This is a genomic window from Moraxella sp. CTOTU46711 (assembly GCF_031975715.1).
GTDB lineage: Bacteria > Pseudomonadota > Gammaproteobacteria > Pseudomonadales > Moraxellaceae > Faucicola.
This window is the reverse complement of the sequence record NZ_DALYMP010000004.1, coordinates 47,261-66,542: the sequence shown is the minus strand read 5'-3', so window position 1 is coordinate 66,542 and position 19,282 is coordinate 47,261. Positions and strand designations below refer to the sequence as shown.

Annotated in this window: 14 protein-coding genes and 1 tRNA gene; all 15 read right to left on the bottom strand. The window is 43.5% G+C overall.

Translation table 11 applies throughout. The features are described 5' to 3' along the window. Window positions 1-46: 46 nt before the first annotated feature. The 15 genes from rpoC to RTJ53_RS07225 all read right to left on the bottom strand — a co-directional run bounded on the left by rpoC (window position 47) and on the right by RTJ53_RS07225 (window position 19,282). A complete protein-coding gene (gene rpoC / locus RTJ53_RS07295; protein WP_312276460.1) occupies window positions 47-4,276 on the bottom strand; it encodes a DNA-directed RNA polymerase subunit beta' in 4,230 nt (1,409 codons plus the stop codon). A 145-nt stretch (window positions 4,277-4,421) separates the two neighbouring features. After that, a complete protein-coding gene (gene rpoB / locus RTJ53_RS07290) occupies window positions 4,422-8,540 on the bottom strand; it encodes a DNA-directed RNA polymerase subunit beta (protein ID WP_312276459.1) in 4,119 nt (1,372 codons plus the stop codon). A gap of 538 nt (window positions 8,541-9,078) precedes the next feature. Next, on the bottom strand, window positions 9,079-9,450 hold the full coding sequence (rplL, locus tag RTJ53_RS07285) for a 50S ribosomal protein L7/L12 (RefSeq protein WP_036597696.1): 372 nt from the start codon (window positions 9,448-9,450) through the stop codon (window positions 9,079-9,081). A 69-nt stretch (window positions 9,451-9,519) separates the two neighbouring features. Continuing rightward, window positions 9,520-10,029: a 50S ribosomal protein L10 gene (gene rplJ, locus RTJ53_RS07280; RefSeq protein WP_007116396.1), complete on the bottom strand. Its 510-nt coding sequence runs from the start codon at window positions 10,027-10,029 to the stop codon at window positions 9,520-9,522. A 278-nt stretch (window positions 10,030-10,307) separates the two neighbouring features. Continuing rightward, window positions 10,308-11,006 carry a 50S ribosomal protein L1 gene (gene rplA / locus RTJ53_RS07275; protein WP_312276458.1) on the bottom strand — a complete coding sequence of 233 codons (699 nt, stop codon included), beginning with the start codon at window positions 11,004-11,006 and terminating at the stop codon, window positions 10,308-10,310. Further along, window positions 11,007-11,438: a 50S ribosomal protein L11 gene (gene rplK, locus RTJ53_RS07270; protein ID WP_312276457.1), complete on the bottom strand. Its 432-nt coding sequence runs from the start codon at window positions 11,436-11,438 to the stop codon at window positions 11,007-11,009. It abuts the gene before it with no gap. Window positions 11,439-11,653: 215 nt separating this feature from the next. Next, window positions 11,654-12,184 carry a transcription termination/antitermination protein NusG gene (gene nusG, locus RTJ53_RS07265; RefSeq protein ID WP_007116399.1) on the bottom strand — a complete coding sequence of 177 codons (531 nt, stop codon included), beginning with the start codon at window positions 12,182-12,184 and terminating at the stop codon, window positions 11,654-11,656. A gap of 139 nt (window positions 12,185-12,323) precedes the next feature. After that, complete coding sequence (gene secE, locus RTJ53_RS07260; protein ID WP_312276456.1) at window positions 12,324-12,791, bottom strand: preprotein translocase subunit SecE; 468 nt, start codon at window positions 12,789-12,791, stop codon at window positions 12,324-12,326. 73 nt (window positions 12,792-12,864) lie between these two features. Further along, window positions 12,865-12,940 (bottom strand) — tRNA-Trp (locus RTJ53_RS07255). Window positions 12,941-13,013: 73 nt separating this feature from the next. Further along, window positions 13,014-13,529 carry a DUF2726 domain-containing protein gene (locus RTJ53_RS07250; protein WP_312276455.1) on the bottom strand — a complete coding sequence of 172 codons (516 nt, stop codon included), beginning with the start codon at window positions 13,527-13,529 and terminating at the stop codon, window positions 13,014-13,016. A 165-nt stretch (window positions 13,530-13,694) separates the two neighbouring features. Continuing rightward, on the bottom strand, window positions 13,695-14,918 hold the full coding sequence (locus RTJ53_RS07245) for an SPOR and LysM peptidoglycan-binding domain-containing protein (protein ID WP_312276454.1): 1,224 nt from the start codon (window positions 14,916-14,918) through the stop codon (window positions 13,695-13,697). Window positions 14,919-15,080: 162 nt separating this feature from the next. Beyond that, the gene (gene folC, locus RTJ53_RS07240; protein ID WP_312276453.1) at window positions 15,081-16,430 is read right to left on the bottom strand and encodes a bifunctional tetrahydrofolate synthase/dihydrofolate synthase; all 1,350 of its coding nucleotides are present in this window, start codon (window positions 16,428-16,430) and stop codon (window positions 15,081-15,083) included. 24 nt (window positions 16,431-16,454) lie between these two features. Further along, entirely contained in the window at window positions 16,455-17,360 is a 906-nt protein-coding gene (accD, locus tag RTJ53_RS07235; protein WP_050323991.1) for an acetyl-CoA carboxylase, carboxyltransferase subunit beta, read from the bottom strand. A gap of 148 nt (window positions 17,361-17,508) precedes the next feature. Further along, window positions 17,509-18,327 (bottom strand): tryptophan synthase subunit alpha, encoded by an 819-nt coding sequence (trpA, locus tag RTJ53_RS07230; RefSeq protein WP_312276452.1) that lies wholly within the window; start codon window positions 18,325-18,327, stop codon window positions 17,509-17,511. A 31-nt stretch (window positions 18,328-18,358) separates the two neighbouring features. Next, window positions 18,359-19,282 (bottom strand): hypothetical protein, encoded by a 924-nt coding sequence (locus tag RTJ53_RS07225; protein WP_312276451.1) that lies wholly within the window; start codon window positions 19,280-19,282, stop codon window positions 18,359-18,361.

Genomic DNA, 19,282 nt, shown 5'->3' with positions numbered 1-19,282 from the left:
AAAAAGGCCAGTTGCAAGCACTGACCTTTTTGTGACTGATTAATGATTATTTTGCATCTTGGCTATTAAACTCTTCGGCAAATTGGTCTTCAAATGACATTGACGCAGGTTCCATGGTTTCAGCAAACAAGCTGTCTAACGCTTCTAACTGGTTTTCACCAGCTTCTGTCGCGGTTGTTTTACCACCCTCTAAACGCTGTGCATGGTAAGCTAAACCAGTACCTGATGGGACCAAACGACCGACTACTACGTTTTCTTTTAGACCACGTAAGTCATCAATCTTCCCAGTAACCGCTGCCGCCGTCAATACACGCGTTGTCTCTTGGAATGACGCCGCTGAAATAAAGCTTTCAGTTGCCAATGAGGCTTTGGTGATACCAAGTAATAAACGGTCAAACTTGACTGGGAATTTGTTTTCTTCGTCGAGTTTTTTGTTCGTGGCTACGATATCAGCGTATTCAGCTTGGTCGCCTTTAAAGTGACTTGAGTCGCCGCCATCGGTAATTTCAACTTTACGTAGCATTTGACGAATAATCACTTCAATATGCTTGTCGTTGATTTTTACCCCTTGTAAGCGGTAAACGTCTTGTACTTCATTGACGATGTAGTTGGCAAGCTCAGTTTCACCTTTTAAGCGTAAAATATCGTGTGGGTTTTGTGGACCATCGGCAATCACCTCACCACGCTCAACACGTTCACCCTCAAACACGTTAATTTGACGCCATTTTGGAATCAACTCTTCATGCACTTCGCCATCATCATTCGTGATGATAAAGCGGTTTTTACCTTTGGTGTCTTTACCAAAGCTTACTGTACCACTCATTTCCGCCATAATCGCATGGTCTTTTGGACGACGCGCTTCGAATAAGTCAGCAACACGTGGTAGACCACCGGTAATATCTTTAGTACCTGATGATTCTTGTGGTACACGACCTAAAATCGAACCTGTTGTTACCTCATCGCCTTCACGCACACGAATGATGGTTTGCTGTGGTAAGAAATACACCACCTCTTTACCCTCTTTGGTATCAAGGATAATGGCAGGACGTAAATCTTTACCCGAGCTTGGGCGGTCTTTGGTTGCCAAGATTTCGTATGAGCTCATACCTGTCGCTTCATCGATTTTCATGGTGGCGGTTAAGCCATCGGTGATTTCGCTAAAGCGTGCGGTACCTGATACCTCGGTAATGATTGGATGGGTATGCGGATCCCATTTACCAATGGTTTGACCTGGGGTAACTTCGGTGCCGTCAGCTACTAGAATTGACGAACCATACGGTGCTTTATAGCGCTCACGCTCACGGCCTAATTCATCGGTAATACTAATTTCTGCAGAGCGAGAAACCACCACCAAATGACCATCGGCATGACTAACAGATTTCAAGTTTTGGAAGCGAACAGTACCGCCTTTATTAACCTGAATGCTGTTTTCCACAGCGGCGGCACTCGCGGCACCACCCACGTGGAAGGTACGCATGGTTAGCTGAGTACCTGGCTCACCGATTGATTGCGCTGCCATGACACCCACAGACTCACCAATATTGACGCGGTGACCACGTGCTAAGTCACGACCATAACATTGTGAACAGACACCATGTGGCACTTCACAAGTAATCACAGAACGTACCCAAACTTCGTCAATACCATGTTCATCAAGGACTTTTACCCAATGCTCATCAAGCAAGGTACCTAGTGGAATGGCTAGTTCGCCTGTTTTATTTGACATCACATCTTTAGCAGTGACTCGGCCCAGCACTCGGTCAGCCAATTGCTCAATGATTTCACCACCTTCAATGTGTGGCTTCATCAAGATACCTTTATCGGTACCACAATCAGGCTGGGTGATAACCAAATCTTGCGCAACGTCAACCAAGCGACGGGTTAAGTAACCTGAGTTTGCGGTTTTTAGTGCCGTATCGGCTAGACCTTTACGGGCACCGTGCGTCGAGATAAAGTACTGTAAAACACTTAAGCCTTCACGGAAGTTGGCTTTAATTGGGGTTTCAATAATCGAGCCGTCTGGTTTTGCCATCAGACCACGCATACCTGCCAACTGACGAATCTGTGCGGCACTACCACGCGCCCCTGAATCCGACATGATATAAATCGAGTTAAACGATTTTTCTTTTTCCGTTTCACCTTGGCTGTTGATAACGGTATCTTGTGACAAGTTATCCATCATCGCTTTGGCGATTTGGTCATTGGTACGTGACCAAATATCAATGACTTTATTATAGCGTTCACCAGCAGTCACAAAGCCTTGTTCAAACTGGCTTTCAATCTCACGAACTTCTGCGTCAGCCGCTTCGATGATTTTGTTTTTGGTAGGTGGAATCAGCATATCTTCCATACCAATGGATACACCTGACAACGTCGCTTGGGCAAAACCCAAATACATCAATTGGTCAGCAAACATGACGCTGTCTTTCACGCCCATTTTGCGGTAGCAAGAATTGATAAGGCGAGCGATGTTTTTCTTAGTCATCTCTTTGTTGACTTCGTCAAAGCTCATACCTTTTGGGGTAATATTCCAAATCAAACAGCGACCCGCAACGGTATCAACCATTTTGGTAACGGTATTGGCATTGCCTTCTTCGTCATACGTGGTTTCTTCAATACGTACTTTAATTTTGGCATTGACGCTTAAATCACCGGTACCTAGCGCGCGATACACTTCTTTCACGTTTGAGAAAGTCATGTTTTCGCCTTTGGCATTGATATGTGAACGGCTGATGTAATACAACCCCAATACAACGTCTTGTGATGGCGTGATAATTGGCTCACCATTGGCAGGTGACAAGATGTTGTTGGTTGACATCATCAAGGCACGAGCTTCAAGCTGGGCTTCTAGGGTTAACGGTACGTGTACCGCCATTTGGTCACCATCAAAGTCGGCGTTAAACGCGCTACAAACCAGCGGATGTAGCTGAATCGCTTTACCTTCAATCAGTACAGGCTCAAATGCTTGTAAGCCCAAACGATGGAGGGTTGGTGCACGGTTCAGTAACACTGGATGTTCACGAATCACGCTGGCAAGCATATCCCACACTGCGGGTTCTTCACGCTCAACCATTTTCTTAGCAGCTTTGATAGTGGTCGCAATGCCATTTTGCAAAAGTTTGGCATAAGTAAATGGTTTGAACAGTTCAAGTGCCATTTTTTTAGGCAAGCCACATTGGTGTAGACGCAGGTATGGACCCACGGTAATGACCGAACGACCTGAATAGTCAACACGTTTACCCAGTAAGTTTTGACGGAAACGACCTTGTTTACCTTTAATCATGTCAGCTAAAGATTTCAAAGGACGTTTGTTGCTACCTGTAATCGCACGACCGCGGCGACCGTTGTCAAGCAGCGCATCCACTGACTCTTGTAACATACGTTTTTCATTACGTACGATGATGTCAGGCGCATTGAGCTCCAACAAGCGTTTTAAACGGTTGTTACGGTTAATGACGCGGCGATATAAATCATTCAAGTCTGAAGTGGCAAAACGACCCCCTTCAAGCGGTACCAATGGACGCAAATCAGGTGGCAATACAGGTAATACGGTCATTACCATCCACTCAGGCTTGTTGTTTGAATCACGGAATGACTCAAGCAATTTTAGGCGTTTTGACATTTTTTTAAGTTTGGTTTCTGAACCGGTATTAGGAATTTCTTCACGTAACTGGTCGATTTCCAAATCCACATCAATATCGCGCAGCAAGTCTTGAACCGCTTCAGCACCCATTTTTGCAGTGAATTCATCACCAAACTCTTCAAGTGCTTTGAAGTAATCTTCATCGTCGAGCAACTGATATTTTTCAAGGGTAGTTAAACCTGCGTCAGTCACTACATAGCTTTCAAAATACAATACACGCTCGATATCACGCAAAGTCATATCAAGTAATAGACCAATACGGCTTGGTAATGATTTTAAGAACCAAATATGCGCAACTGGGCTTGCCAGCTCAATATGACCCATACGCTCGCGGCGTACTTTAGCGGCGGTCACTTCAACGCCACATTTTTCACAGATCACGCCTTGGAATTTACGGCGTTTGTATTTACCACACAAGCATTCGTAGTCTTTAACAGGTCCAAAAATTTTGGCACAAAAAAGACCATCACGTTCTGGTTTGAAAGTACGATAGTTGATGGTTTCAGGCTTTTTAACTTCCCCATGCGACCAAGATTTGATGGTGTCAGGTGAGGCAAGAGAAATTTGAATGCTGTCGAACTCTTGGTTACCAGAGTCGGCAGGGCTTTTCATGATGTCTAATAAGTCTTTCAAACTGCTTCTCCATCGATTAAATTGAAGGTCGCTACAGATTGACTTTCAATTTAAGGTTAATTTTTATTCGTTTGTCATTAAAAAGGTAAACTATTGAGTTTGAGTATGACGACGTTATTAAAGTCACCATACTCACAATCATGACTTAGTTTTTACTTTTGCTATGATCTTTTAACTCAATATTGATACCCAATGACTTAATCTCTTTGGTCAATACGTTGAACGATTCCGGCATACCGGCTGACATGTTTTGTTCGCCATCAACGATGTTTTTGTACATACGAGTACGACCTTCCACGTCATCGGATTTCACCGTCAACATCTCTTGCAATGTATAAGCAGCACCGTAAGCTTCAAGTGCCCACACTTCCATCTCACCGAAGCGCTGACCACCAAACTGGGCTTTACCACCCAGTGGCTGCTGGGTAACCAGCGAGTAAGAACCCGTTGAACGTGCGTGCATTTTGTCATCAACCAAGTGGTTGAGTTTGAGCATGTACATATAACCTACGGTCACCGGACGATCAAACTGTTGACCGGTACGACCATCAAACAATACTTGCTGACCCGAGGTTGGCATACCCGCTAATTCTAGCAGGCCTTTGATTTGCTGTTCTTTAGCGCCATCAAATACTGCGGTACCCATTGGTACGCCTGCACGTAGATTTTTTGACATCGCAATGATTTCGTCATCACTGATGCTGCCTAAATCCACTTGCTCGCCGCCAATTTGGTTATAGATTTTGTCTAAGAAATCACGTAACTCAGCAACTGCCGCTTGTTGTTTGATCATCTCGTCAATTTTGATACCCAAACCACGTGCTGCACCGCCTAAGTGAGTTTCTAGAATCTGACCGACATTCATACGCGATGGTACACCGAGTGGGTTTAGTACTATATCCACTGGGTTACCGTTTTCGTCGTATGGCATGTCTTCAATCGGCATGATACGTGATACTACCCCTTTGTTACCATGACGACCCGCCATTTTGTCACCTGGCTGAATACGACGTTTTACTGCCAAGTACACTTTGACGATTTTTTGCACGCCATGCGTTAGGTCATCACCTGCCGTTAACTTGCGTTTTTTCTCAGTGAATTTTTCATCGATTTCTTTTTGTTTATCGATTAAAAAGTCACCAATTTGTGATAAACGCTCTGCGGTATCTTCTTGAGTTGGCTGAATATCAAGCAATGTTTCAAGTGACATGTCTTGCATTGACGCTTCACTCAACACTGTACCTGATTTTAAGCCCGCACCACCACTGACAGTTTGACCGTCAAGCAATGAAATAATGCGACCGCGTGCCGCGTTTTCAAAGATACGCAATTCTTCTTTTAAGTCTTTACGATAGCTATCAAGCTGGGCTTTCTCGATAGCTTGCGCACGGCTGTCTTTTTCTACGCCATCACGGGTAAAGACTTGGACGTCAATAACCGTACCTTTGGTAGAAGAAGGCACTCGCAACGACGTATCTTTAACGTCTGCAGCTTTTTCACCAAAAATTGCACGAAGTAGTTTTTCTTCAGGGGTGAGCTGGGTTTCACCTTTTGGTGTCACTTTACCCACCAAGATATCGCCACCTTGTACTTCCGCACCAATATAGACGATACCTGCTTCATCCAAATTAGCTAGGGCTGCTTCACCGACGTTTGGAATATCGCCAGTGATTTCTTCCGTACCCAATTTGGTATCACGCGCCACACAGGTCAATTCTTGGATATGAATGGTGGTAAAACGATCTTCTTTAACCACACGCTCAGATAACAAAATCGAGTCTTCAAAGTTGTAACCGTTCCAAGGCATGAACGCCACACGCATATTTTGACCCAATGCCAACTCACCCAAATCGGTTGATGGACCATCTGCCAAGATATCCCCACGCGCAATGACATCACCTTGGTTGACGATAATGCGCTGGTTGATACAGGTATTTTGGTTTGAACGGGTGTATTTGATTAAGTTATAGATATCAATACCCGCTTCACCCGCTTGCATTTCATCTTCATTCACTTTTACAACGACACGGCTCGCATCCACGTCCATAATGACGCCGCCACGTTTGGCAGTCACACACACACCTGAGTCACGGGCAACGTGACGCTCCATACCCGTACCAACCAGTGGTTTGTCAGAACGTAAAGTGGGTACCGCTTGGCGCTGCATATTTGAACCCATCAAGGCACGGTTGGCATCGTCATGTTCCAAGAATGGAATCAAACTTGCTGCCACAGACACAACCTGACGTGGTGACACGTCCATATGGGTCACTTTCTCTGGTGCCATACGCACAAATTCACCATAATTACGCACAGAGACATAATCTTCTGTCAACTGACCGTTTTGGTCAATCGGCGAATCCGCTTGTGCAATCACAGTGCCCACTTCTTCAATCGCTGATAAATACTCGATTTCATCTGTCACTTTACCGTCGACTACTTTACGATACGGAGTCTCTAAGAAACCAAATTCATTGGTTTTAGCATAGACGGCTAGTGAGTTGATTAGACCGATGTTTGGACCCTCAGGGGTTTCAATCGGACACACACGACCATAATGGGTTTGGTGTACGTCACGGACTTCAAAGCCTGCACGTTCACGTGTTAAACCACCTGGACCTAATGCAGAAACACGACGCTTATGGGTGATTTCTGACAACGGGTTGTTTTGGTCCATGAACTGTGACAATTGCGATGAACCAAAGAATTCTTTAATGGCGGCTGCCACAGGTTTTGAGTTGATCAAATCTTGTGGCGATAAGTTATCTGTTTCAGCTGAGCTTAAACGCTCTTTAACAGCACGCTCAACACGGACTAGACCGACGCGAAATTGATTTTCTGTCATCTCACCGACTGAACGGACACGGCGGTTACCTAAATGGTCAATATCGTCCACTACCCCACGACCATCACGAATTTCAATCAACATTTTTAATACGTCAATAATATCGTCGTTGGTCAATACACTGCGTTCACGCTGCACATCAGGGTCATTGGTTGGCTCATAGACACGGCCCAAACGACGGTTGAACTTCATGCGACCGACATTTGATAAGTCATAGCGGTCCGCGTTAAAGAACATCGATTCAAACAGTTTTTCAGCCGTATCGAGTGTTGGTGGCTCACCTGGGCGCATCACTTTATAGATTTCAATCAACGCTTCTTCACGGCTCATCGCGGTATCCGCGCGCAATGTATCGGCAATATATGAACCATGGTCGATATCGTTAGTGAATAAAATATCAAATTCTTTAATGTCGTTATTGCTGATTTTGACCAAAGTCTCGTGATCGAGCAATTGGTTAGCGCGTGCAATGACTTCATCATCCACAACGATATCTTGTGCCAAAATACGCTCATACAGGTATTCATCAGGCACAGGTAATTTAGTCATACCGGCTTGTTCGATTTTACGAATCGCGCGCGCGTTGATACGTTTGCCCTGTTCGACAATCACGTCGCCATCCGGTGAAACGATTTCAAACTGCGCCATTTCACCGCGTAAACGGTCAGTGACAAGATCGATTTCAAACTGCTCATCACCTTTATAAACGTGGGTTTTTTCATAAAACGCATCTAAAATTTGTTGCGTATTCATCCCAATGGCATGCAAAATCACTGTTGCCAATAATTTACGGCGGCGGTCAATACGAGCAAACACCAAGTCTTTAGCATCAAATTCAAAGTCTAACCATGAACCACGGTAAGGAATAATACGGGCGTTATACAGCACTTTACCACTTGAATGTGATTTGCCTTTGTCATGGTCAAAGAATACCCCTGGTGAACGGTGTAATTGCGATACGATGACACGCTCAGTACCATTAATCACAAAAGTACCGTTTTCAGTCATCAATGGGATTTCACCCATATAGACGCTTTGCTCACGGATATCTTTAATTGCCGCTTTAGCATCTTTATCTTTAACATCTTTGTCTTTGATGACCAAACGGATTTTGACACGTAATGGCGCTGCATAGGTTGAACCACGTGAAATACATTCGCGCACATCAAACTCTGGTGTACCTAGATAGTATTCAACAAATTGTAGCTCGGCATTGCCAGTATGGCTTTCAATAGGGAAAATAGAATTAAAAGCGGCTTGTAAACCAATGTTTTCCCGACCTTTTGGCTTTTTATTTTCTTGCAAAAATTGCTCATATGAGTCAACTTGGATGGCCAATAAATATGGCACGTCCATGACGGTGGGCAACTTTGCAAAACTTTTACGAATGCGTTTTTTTTCAGTATACGAGTATGCCATTAAAAGTCCTTAAACATTCAAAGCGTTAATGCCTACCCATCTATCAATACTTCAGTGCACTAATACCGCTATGCACTGATAAAGCCACAAATCACCACATTTCCTGTTAGGAAATTAAATTTTTTGCGCATTTATTAACGATGGAATCTATTTTTAAAAGATTTGATGACTCAATCCCTACAGTCTTAAGCCACCAACTTAAATCCAACTTCCTAACGGAAATCTTAAAACCTTGCTCAATCAGCGAATAAGTTAATCATCACAGGATGCATAACCTAATCGGCGACATAATATAAAATCGATACAAACAAAAACTGTAGAGACGACAAAAAGCCAAACACCTTTGGGGTATTTAGCTCAAGTTTTTTTACGCATTACCAGACTTTCTAACTTGCATGGAACAATTCTGTCCTTGGTGCGTGTGCCATCTTATGTTCAATCAGACACGAAAGGTCAAGAGAATGATTATAATAAAAAAAAGCTATTATTGCAAGTGCAATAATAGCTTTTTGAAGTTTAGAAAACTTAAGTGCGAGAATTATTTCAATTCTACTGATGCGCCTGCTTCTTCTAATTTTTTCTTCAATTCTTCAGCTTCAGCTTTCGCTACGCCTTCTTTAACCGTTTGTGGTGCGCCTTCAACTAGGTCTTTAGCTTCTTTTAAGCCCAAGCCAGTGATTTCGCGAACTGCTTTAATAACAGCTACTTTCTTGTCGCCAGCGCCAGTTAATACAACGTTGAAGTCGTCTTTTTCTTCTGCTGCAGGCGCGTCACCGGCTGCTGCAGGTGCTGCTGCTAGTGCAGCGGCTGATACGCCAAATTTTTCTTCCATTGCAGAGATAAGATCTACAATTTCCATTACTGATTTTTCAGCGATTGCATCAAGAATTTCTTGGTTAGTTAATGCCATGATGTGTATTCCTAAATAAGTGAATTTGGTTTAAAAAATGCTAAGCGTAGCTAAGTTTGCTTAAATAAATTAAGCGGCTTCGCCTTCGCCTTGCATTTTGTCGCGTAATGCTGCCAAAGTACGAACAAATTTGCCTGCAGCGGCTTCTTTCATCGTACCCATTAAGCGCGCAATCGCTTCGTCGTAAGTTGGTAAGCTTGCTAAACGATCGATATCTTTAGCAGCGATAAACTCGCCTTCAAAAGCTGCACCTTTAATTTCAAACTTATCGTTTGTTTTAGCAAATTCTTTGAACAAACGTGCCGCAGCACCTGGATGTTCAGTTGAGAATGCGATAAGTGTTGGACCTACAAATACGTCATTTAACACAGTGTAGTTAGTGTCTTCTAACGCACGACGTAATAAAGTATTACGCACGATACGCATATCAACACCCGCTGCACGAGCTTCTTTACGTAGTTGGGTCATTTTACCTACTGTTACGCCACGAGCATCGGCAACAACAGCAGAAAGGGCACCTTTGGCAGATTCACTTACTTCAGCAACAATCGCTTGTTTGTCTTGAAGATTTAATGCCATGGGTTGTCTCCATATTATCAGTTACCTAGTTATGATTAACTTAGGGCACCAATAAACCTAGTTAATATAATAAGTTAAAGTACAACTTATTATCACTCCGATACGGTGGCAGTCAATGATAAATTAAACTGCCATCCCGTCTGCGTAGGCTGTGAAAAACTTTCACAATTAAACTATTTATGATTAAACCAATAGAACCTACGGTCTTAGACAGCACAACCCGTTTGTGCTGAACTAAATTTAAAATATGTTAAAAATTCACCATTAAGCGTTAAAGCTTAGGCATTACGATAAGGAACTGCATCTAAGTTGATGCCAGGACCCATCGTGCTTGATAGGGTGATTTTTTTGATATAAATACCTTTTGAGGTCGCAGGTTTTGCTTTTTTCAAATCAGCGATTAATGCAGACGCATTTTGCTCGATTTGTTCAGCGCTAAAGCCTACTTGACCAATCGTGGTATGGATAATACCCGCTTTATCAACACGGTAAGTTGCCTGACCCGCTTTGGTGTTTTTAACCGCTTCAGCAACGTTAGGGGTAACTGTACCTACTTTAGGGTTTGGCATTAAACCACGTGGACCTAAAATTGTACCTAATTGACCGACAACGCGCATTGCATCAGGCGACGCAATCACAACATCAAAGTCCATGTTACCCGCTTTGATGCTTTCTGCTAGGTCTTCAAAACCTACGATATCAGCACCCGCTTCTTTTGCGGCATCAGCTGCTGCGCCTTGGGCAAACACGGCAACGCGTTTGGTTTTACCGGTACCTGCAGGTAGGTTAGTAGCACCACGAACCACTTGGTCAGATTTACGTGGGTCAACGCCTAGATTGATAGCAATATCGATTGACTCTTTGAATTTTGCAGGTGGTAATTTATTTAGGATTTCCACCGCTTCAGTCAATGTGTATTGTTTGTTCACATCATAGCTTTCAGCGATTGCTTTTTGACGTTTAGTTAATTTAGCCATTTACACGCCCTCCACGTCAATACCCATTGAGCGAGCAGTACCCGCCAATGTGCGAACCGCAGCTTCTAAGTCAGCAGCAGTTAAGTCAGCATTTTTAGTGTTAGCAATTTCTTCTAACTGTGCACGGTCAACTTTACCTACTTTAGTTTTGTTCGGTACGCCTGAACCTTTAGCAGCACCTGCAGCTTTGCGAATTAAGAACGCCGCTGGTGGTGATTTCATGATGAAGGTGAACGATTTGTCGTTGTAAACGGTGATTTCAACGGGAACAGGTAGACCTGGTTCCATGTTAGAAGTAGCTGCGTTGAACTCTTTACAGAATGCCATGATGTTCACACCTTTTTGACCCAATGCTGGACCGATAGGTGGTGATGGATTAGCTTTACCAGCTGGCACTTGTAGTTTGATGTAACCATCAATCTTTTTAGCCATGATAGACTCCTGTTATGGGTAATAGCGCTAGACTCCCACTCATCGAATGGCTATCTGGCTCCCCGGGTGATATTGTCAGTCTTGCAGACAACAGAAAAAATAAAGTGCCATATTATAAGCGAATTTTTACTTAGGTAAAGCAAAAATTGCTAAATTTGGCACTTAGTTACAATTTTAGGGTCAAAAAAACCCTGAAAAAGAAAACCTATCAGAAATTAGTTAATCTTTTCTACTTGCTTAAATTCTAACTCAACCGGTGTTGGACGGTTAAAGACATTGACGGTCAACTGTAAGCGCGATTTTTCGTAATCCACTTTTTCCACCAAACCTCTAAACTCGGTAAACGGACCATCGATGACCAACACTTCTTCACCTGGCTCAAATAAGGTTTTTGGACGCGGCTTATTTTCGTTGGTATTTAAACGATTTAAAATGGTATCGGCTTCTTTTGGGGTAATCGGCGCAGGATTTTCTGGCGTACCGCCAATAAAACCCATCACACGTGGACAGTCTTTAACTAAGTGCCATGTGTTGTCGTTCATATCCATTTCAATCAATACATAACCTGGGAAGAATTTACGCTCAGATTTGCGTTTTTTGCCATCCCGCATTTCGATGACTTCTTCGGTTGGGACGAGTACTTGACCAAACGATTCTTTGTATTCGCTGCGATTGATACGTTCAATCAATGAACGCTGCACTTGTTTTTCAAAGCCTGAAAATGCTTGTACGATATACCAACGCATGGATAATCTTCCTCTAATTCATTGCTAAACACATCGCCTACTATACCAAAGATGAGCAATGCAGGTAAAATATTGATATTGCTAGATAGATAAAAACCCACAGATGTGGGTCAAATAAAAGGGTTTGGCTAAATTTTTGCTATTGACCAATGACGTATTGAATCAACTGGCTAAATACAGTATCTAATAACCACACAATAAAGGCTAATATCCCAGCCACTACCGCAACTTGCCAAGTGTATTCAAGGGTTTCTTGTTTGGTTGGCCAAGTCACACGGCGTAATTCAATGCGAGAATCTTGCAACAGTGTTTTAAAAGCACTGCCTTGGTTGGTCAATGCCAGTGCCAATAATGCAGCAATGATTAGTCCAGCAATAACAGCCACTCGCGTCCATAAACTGCTAGCGGGTTGCCAATATGCGGGTAAGTATTGATTAACTAAAGTTGCGCTGATTAATGCGACAAAAGCAAAAATCCACAGGGCAAAATCTTTAGGGGAGTGTCGTTTGGCAATCTCAATAGCAGCAGGTTCGTGGACAACCACTTTTTCACCAGACATCCTTTTGCCATTGAGCTCTGCTAGTTTGTTCTCTAGCATTTGTTTCATAAGGCTGCCCTGTCTATCATTAAAACGTATTTTATTATTAGAATACAGCGTATACGCTAATCTAACTAAAATGTGGCAGGCGATGAGGGACTCGAACCCCCAACATTCGGTTTTGGAGACCGACGCTCTACCAATTGAACTAATCGCCTGTGTTGAGTTTGAGTATTATAGCGAGTTTTTTTTTGAATGCAACACTTTCTACAGTTTTTTGCGATTTTAATCTTAGCCTAGCACCGCTAAGATTTTGCGGCGTAAATGCGCAGCGTCCGGCATGGCTTCCCCATCAATTCGTAATATCGAAATGCCTGCGCTCAACAGCGCTTTGTCTTTTTTTTCATCTTGCTGCTGACGGCGGCGAGTGTTGTGCGTCCAATCGTCTAATTCAATTGCCAACAGTACGGTTTGCTTGTCTTGATCGACCAACACATAGTCAACACTCATACGGCAAATACGATTAAACCAAAAGCCTTGGTCAGTATCGTCATCGTCATTTGGCATGATAATACGCGATAGCTGTACTTGCCCAAAAATAATCAGCTCAGGCACGGCTTGCTGCAAGCGATTAAAAAATATCACTTCGGTCGGTGTCATAATCGGCATCGGCTCAAACGGCCATACCGCTAATTCATCTCCCCGAACGGGCTTAATAACCTCTTCACGGCTACTACTACCACTACTGCGAAATGCAAACACTAACAGGATAAATACCACAAACGCTAACACTAAAAAAATTGTCACACTAACCACACACTCATATCTATAGGATAATTACCACAAGGGAGCATTATTCCTCTATTGGGTGATTTTCACAAGCACATAGACAAACAATGCGACACAAAATGTCGCATTGTTTGGGTTGTTTGGCCTTATTTGCATAGTTTGGCTTCAAAAGGTTAAATAGGCTTACCAGTAAAGCACCCACCCGCTGTTGACATCCACGCGGCTATCGTTATTAAGCTTGTCTTTGAGCGCCAAGGCAGCGACTTTGCCTTTTTCTGGACCTACGACAATACGTACCCCTTTACTCGTTTGGGTGGTTTTGACTTTGTAGCCTGCCGCTTGTAATTTTTGGGTGATTTCACTGGCTTTTTTTTGGTCGGTTGCCAATGCAACTTGTACCCCAAACGTACCTTTAACATCCGTTTGTTTCACCGTCTGACGCGCCTGCCTTAAATTATCTTGTGCCGCTTGGAATGCTTGTTTTTTCTGGGCTTGTTGTTGAGCTTCTAATTTTTTTTGGGCGATTTCTTGTTGACGTTTTTGCTCTTTTAACTGCTCTTTTAACTGAGCTTCTTGCTTTTTGCGAGCAATCTCATTTTGACGTTGTTGCTCTCGCGCTTGAGTTTGTTGGGTAATACGGTTGACTTGTGCCGCAGTCGGGATGGTGATAGTTTGCCCGACACGTAAACTGCTGGTGGTGTTGAGATTATTGACGCTTGCTAATACGTCGATTGGCACATTGTAGCGACGTGACAACCCTATCAACCCCTCGCCTGCCTTAACCTGATAGGTGCCAGGATTACTAGGGGTTGTTTTTGCCACGGGCTGCGGCTGTGCGACGACGGGTGCTGCCACTGTAGTCTTTGGCGTAGCTACGATTTGCGCAGTGTTTTGGGTTTTCGCAGCGCTTTGGCTCTGTGCGGTATTTTGTACGCTATTGGGTACTGCAGCTTGCGTTGGTGGTGGCGCGGCGACCGTGTCAACGGGTCGGGGCTTTACCACAGGTTGGGTAATCGCTGTCACTGAGCTGGCAACCACCGAACTGGTATTGGCGGCATTTTTGTTGGCATACAGTTGATTTTCAGCACGGCTACGCGCCAAAGCTTCCGCTTCAATCCGCTGTTGCTCGGTCATGTATTGCTGGGCTTGTTGTTCTTGCGCAGCGACCCGTTGCTCACGTTCTTTTTGTTTTTGCGCCAGTAAATTTTTTTCGGTTGCGATATCCGCGGTGAGTGGCTCGTTGCTGATTGCTGATTGTTTATCTGTCGTGGGTTTAGCGATAATTTGTTGGCTATTGGCTGCAGGTTTGGCAGGCGCGTTCAAGACTTGGTGCATAGTGGCATATAACAACACGCTACCGCCTAACAATACCGTTGTACCCAATAATGCTTGCTTAGAAAATTTCATGCCAATTACCCTAGTTTATGTGTCTTGATAAATGATTTTTTCAACCTATAAAAATCAACGAATTTTGACTAATCATAGCAAAATTCGCGTTAGCAGTTTTCATCATTATTGAGATATTAACTGAAAATTTTAAAAAGTAAAATCATTTGACGCACAAATTCGTTATTCACTGAGTGATTGGCTGGTCAGTACACCGCTGATGGTATAAAAAGAACCACACACCAAAATTAGGTCATTCTCTTGGCTTTGGTCAATCACCGATTGGGTCGCCAAATTCAAATCCTCAAAAATAGACACAGAATTAAAATAGCGTGGTAACAACTCAGTTAAGCGTTCTTGGCTACTGGCTCTAGGGTGAGATATAACGCCGCTATGAACACTGTCAATCGGCATTACCGTCTGGGAGAATTGCTGTAGCTGCGCAAGCACTGGCTCAATGTCTTTATCAGCGAGCATGGATATCACCAAATGTAATTTGGCGGTTGGATGCTGGCGTTGGTAGGCATGTACATACGGCGTCAACTGCTTGAGCAAAAACTGCATCCCATGCTCATTGTGGGCAACGTCAAACACCCATTGGCGAGCTGACATGCGTCTGCTGTCAAAACGCCCTGCCAATTTTACTTTAGGTAACGCAGCTTGGATGTGGTCTTGGGTTATGGTTAATGGGCTGGCTAAGAGCGCGGTGATAGCCGTTGCGGTATTATGCAAAGACAAATTGGGGATAGGCAACGATAAAGTCACCGCGCTATTGCTATATTGCCATGTCGCTGCACCGTCAGTATGGGGGTAGCCATAATCTTTGCCAAACTGTAGCAAATGGGCATGGTGCTGTTCAATCAAGGGCGCGATGGTTGATGGCATATCGGCTTCGCCATACACCAATGTGAGGTTGTCACGCAAAATACCGGCTTTTTCTACCGCGATTTTTTCACGGGTGTCGCCAAGCCATTCGACATGGTCGATACCCACATTGGTAATCACCGCAAGGTTTGGCTCGATGACGTTGACGACATCAAGGCGGCCGCCTAACCCCACCTCCAATACCCAGACATCACAGTGGTTTTGGGCAAAAATCAAAAACGCGGCTAGCGTCGTCATTTCAAAAAATGACAGCGTCAACCCACAATCAACCCTCGCCTGCTCGATTTTGGCAAACGCATCAATCAGGGTTTGGTCATCAACCATTTCTCCGTTAATTCTGACACGCTCGTTAAACACCAGTAAATGCGGCGATTGATATAAAGCAGTTTTATAGCCTGCTTGTTGACAAATCTCGGCAATAGTGGCGGTGGTTGAGCCTTTGCCATTGGTACCTGCCACGGTAAACACAAAAGCATCGGTCTGCTTTATACCCAATGCTTGAAATACGGGTATCACCCGCTCAAGCCCCATATCAATCGCGGACACATGGATGCCTTGCATATAGTTTAGCCACTCGGTTAACGAGCTTGAAACGCTAGGCGGCAATGGGGATGGTGAGTTTGCGGCTGGTGAGCTTGACTGTTGCATGGATAAAACCGTGATAATAATGAATTAGTGAGCCTGACGAAAATAGGTCATTTTTTTAAGTAAGCGATGAATCGTTTCTTTCATTTGTAAACGATGGACGACTTGATCGACCACACCATGCTCTACCAAAAACTCAGCGCGCTGAAAGGGCTCGCCCAGTACCTCGCGAACGGTTTGTTCAATCACCCGTTTGCCCGCAAAACCAATCATGGCTTTGGGCTCCGCCAAATGGATATCGCCTAACATCGCAAGTGACGCCGTCACGCCGCCATACACAGGATTGGTCAGTACCACAATATAAGGAATATTGGCGTGTTTGAGTTTCTCAATCGCTGCGGCAGTACGCGCCATCTGCATGAGTGATAACAAGCCCTCTTGCATGCGGGCGCCACCCGATGCGGCAAAACACACCAGCGGGATTTGTTCTTTGAGTGCCGTCTCGGCAGCGAGCACAAATCGATCGCCTACCACAGAACCCATTGAGCCACCCATAAAAGCAAAATCAAACGCACAAGCCACCACGGGTAGCCGCTGAAGTTTGCCTTTCATGACGATAAGCGCTTCGGTTTCGCCCGTCTTGGCTTGCGCTTCGCTCATCCGTGTTGGGTAAGGTTTGCTATCGACAAAGTCTAATGGATTGCCTGCTTGGTACTGCTGCCCTAGCTCGTCATCGACTTGGTCAAAAAACCAGTTCAGACGCGTGCGGGCGGTCATGCTAAGATGTTCATCACACGATGGGCAGACATAATTATTAAAAATCAGCGCCGTATTGGTGATGATTGAATTACAGTTGGGACATTGAGTCGATGGTTCGGTCTCAACCGCCGTCAGTATTTGCTTGGCACGCGGCTTGATGGTGGGTAATGGGCGTTTTAACCAAGTTTCTTCCAGTGTCTGTCCCATCGGTTGAGGCTTCATATCAGTGCTCATAATAAGTCCCTATTAACAGTGCAATTTAAGAGTGCCATAGAATAGTATTTGTTTGAGTGTACAAGTACAAACTCATTTTATAATGCGTATGCTAACTGATTTTAGCAATAAATGAAATGATTAACCTCAAATACCTCAAACCATTCTATCACTCAAGACTGTCAATCGCTTCTCTTAGCTCATCCATTTTATCCAAGATGGCTTTTTTGGCATGGGCGATTTTTTGTTCATCGTTGCCCACATCCGCAAAGTTTTTCACCAGCTCACTACCGACAATCACACCATCCGCATATTGTCCGACTGCTTTTGCTGATGCACCATCACGAATACCAAAACCAACACACACAGGCAAAGCAGTTTGTGCTTTAATCGCTTGGACATGTTCGCCCACATCTTGGGCATCCAATGCTTTTGAGCCTGTCACGCCTTTGACCGATACATAATAGATAAAACCACCGCCATGTCTTAACACTTGCTCACGGCGTTCTGGTAAGGTAGTTGGCGCAAGTAAAAAGATTTCGTTCATTGCGGAATTGGCGAGTTTTTGGGTAAAATCGCCCGCTTCTTGTGGCGGTAAATCAACCATTAAAACACCGTCAATCCCGGCATCTTGACAAAGGCTGATAAACTTGTCATAACCGATGATTTCAATCGGATTCAGATAGCCCATAACTAGCACTGGCGTGGTGGTGTTGGTTTTACGAAACGCTTTTACCATCTCAATCGCTTGGCGGGTACTGGTGCCACCTGCCAATGCGCGCTCGCCTGCAAGTGCGATAGTTTCACCGTCTGCCATCGGGTCAGAAAATGGCAAGCCAACTTCGATGATGTCTGCGCCGTGGTCAACAAGTTCATGCAGTAAGCTGACGGTAACACTTGGGTTTGGGTCGCCTGCCATCACATAAGGAATTAAAGCTTTCTTGTTTTGCTCTCGCAATGTGTTAAAGGTGGTTTCAATTCGCGTCATTTTTAACTCTCTTTTAGAAAAACATGAATTTTTAATTAAATAAATTATCAGCAATATTATTGTATCTTTCAGGAAGCAAGCCTATTTCACCAAATCCTAAATGTTCGACACATAATCCTATTCCATTATCAGTAATGGCTCCGTAAAAGATTACAAATCTCCCTACAGATTCATCTCCTATTCCATGTTTTCTTTGTAGCCCATGTAAAGTTTTGACACAAAAATCTTTATAGTTTGGGTGTGAAAATTCAAGGTAAGTCATTCTTATATTTTCATCAGTTGGATTTTTACCAAAATGAACACTACTTATTATTTTGCCTACAAATAATTTTTTATCAGCATTTGGTTCATTGATTTTTCTAACATCATTTAATAGCTCGCTTAAAGGTAAGATTTGATTCGAGTTTGGAAGATAGTAACCTTTCACCAAATTCCTATCAAAATTTCTACAAATTCCACCTCTAACAGTAGTAATTTTCGATGGCAATTCATAAGATTGGTTTCTATGCCTATTCACAGTCACGTTAGAAGTAACATCAACATCATTTTCATAATCAATGACTTCAGTATTGATGTCATCATCATTCAAGATCGGTTCATCGGTTTTAAAATTATGTACGATTACTAAATTCTCATTATCTATAGCCTGTCTAGCTTCAGATTCATTATCATAATTAAAAGCATCGCCTTTATTAGACCTAAATTCACACTCAATATGACTGTAAGAAGGAATGTGCTTAAAATATGCTGAAGTTCCTTCTTTAGTGAAATTTTCTTCTAATGGACTTCGAGTAAGCTTAGTAAAACATTTTGGACAAAAGATAAAATCTTTCATTTCCTTAAAATCAAATTCATCTGAAGTTATTTTTTGCCCATGCTCAACTAAATCTTGTTCATTTCCTTTCTCAAAAGACCAATTCTTAAGAAATATTGCATAAGGTATTTTTCTTTTCAT

Excerpts from the sequence above, each read along its gene's own strand:
- RTJ53_RS07245 (WP_312276454.1), bottom strand. The coding sequence starts at position 14,918 with ATGAAATTTTCTAAGCAAGCATTATTGGGTACAACGGTATTGTTAGGC.
- rplK (WP_312276457.1), bottom strand. The coding sequence starts at position 11,438 with ATGGCTAAAAAGATTGATGGTTACATCAAACTACAAGTGCCAGCTGGT.
- accD (WP_050323991.1), bottom strand. The coding sequence starts at position 17,360 with ATGAGCACTGATATGAAGCCTCAACCGATGGGACAGACACTGGAAGAA.
- rpoB (WP_312276459.1), bottom strand. The coding sequence starts at position 8,540 with ATGGCATACTCGTATACTGAAAAAAAACGCATTCGTAAAAGTTTTGCA.
- trpA (WP_312276452.1), bottom strand. The coding sequence starts at position 18,327 with ATGACGCGAATTGAAACCACCTTTAACACATTGCGAGAGCAAAACAAG.
- rplJ (WP_007116396.1), bottom strand. The coding sequence starts at position 10,029 with ATGGCATTAAATCTTCAAGACAAACAAGCGATTGTTGCTGAAGTAAGT.
- rplA (WP_312276458.1), bottom strand. The coding sequence starts at position 11,006 with ATGGCTAAATTAACTAAACGTCAAAAAGCAATCGCTGAAAGCTATGAT.
- RTJ53_RS07225 (WP_312276451.1), bottom strand. The coding sequence starts at position 19,282 with ATGAAAAGAAAAATACCTTATGCAATATTTCTTAAGAATTGGTCTTTT.
- folC (WP_312276453.1), bottom strand. The coding sequence starts at position 16,430 with ATGCAACAGTCAAGCTCACCAGCCGCAAACTCACCATCCCCATTGCCG.
- secE (WP_312276456.1), bottom strand. The coding sequence starts at position 12,791 with ATGAAACAAATGCTAGAGAACAAACTAGCAGAGCTCAATGGCAAAAGG.
- nusG (WP_007116399.1), bottom strand. The coding sequence starts at position 12,184 with ATGCGTTGGTATATCGTACAAGCATTTTCAGGCTTTGAAAAACAAGTG.
- rplL (WP_036597696.1), bottom strand. The coding sequence starts at position 9,450 with ATGGCATTAACTAACCAAGAAATTCTTGATGCAATCGCTGAAAAATCA.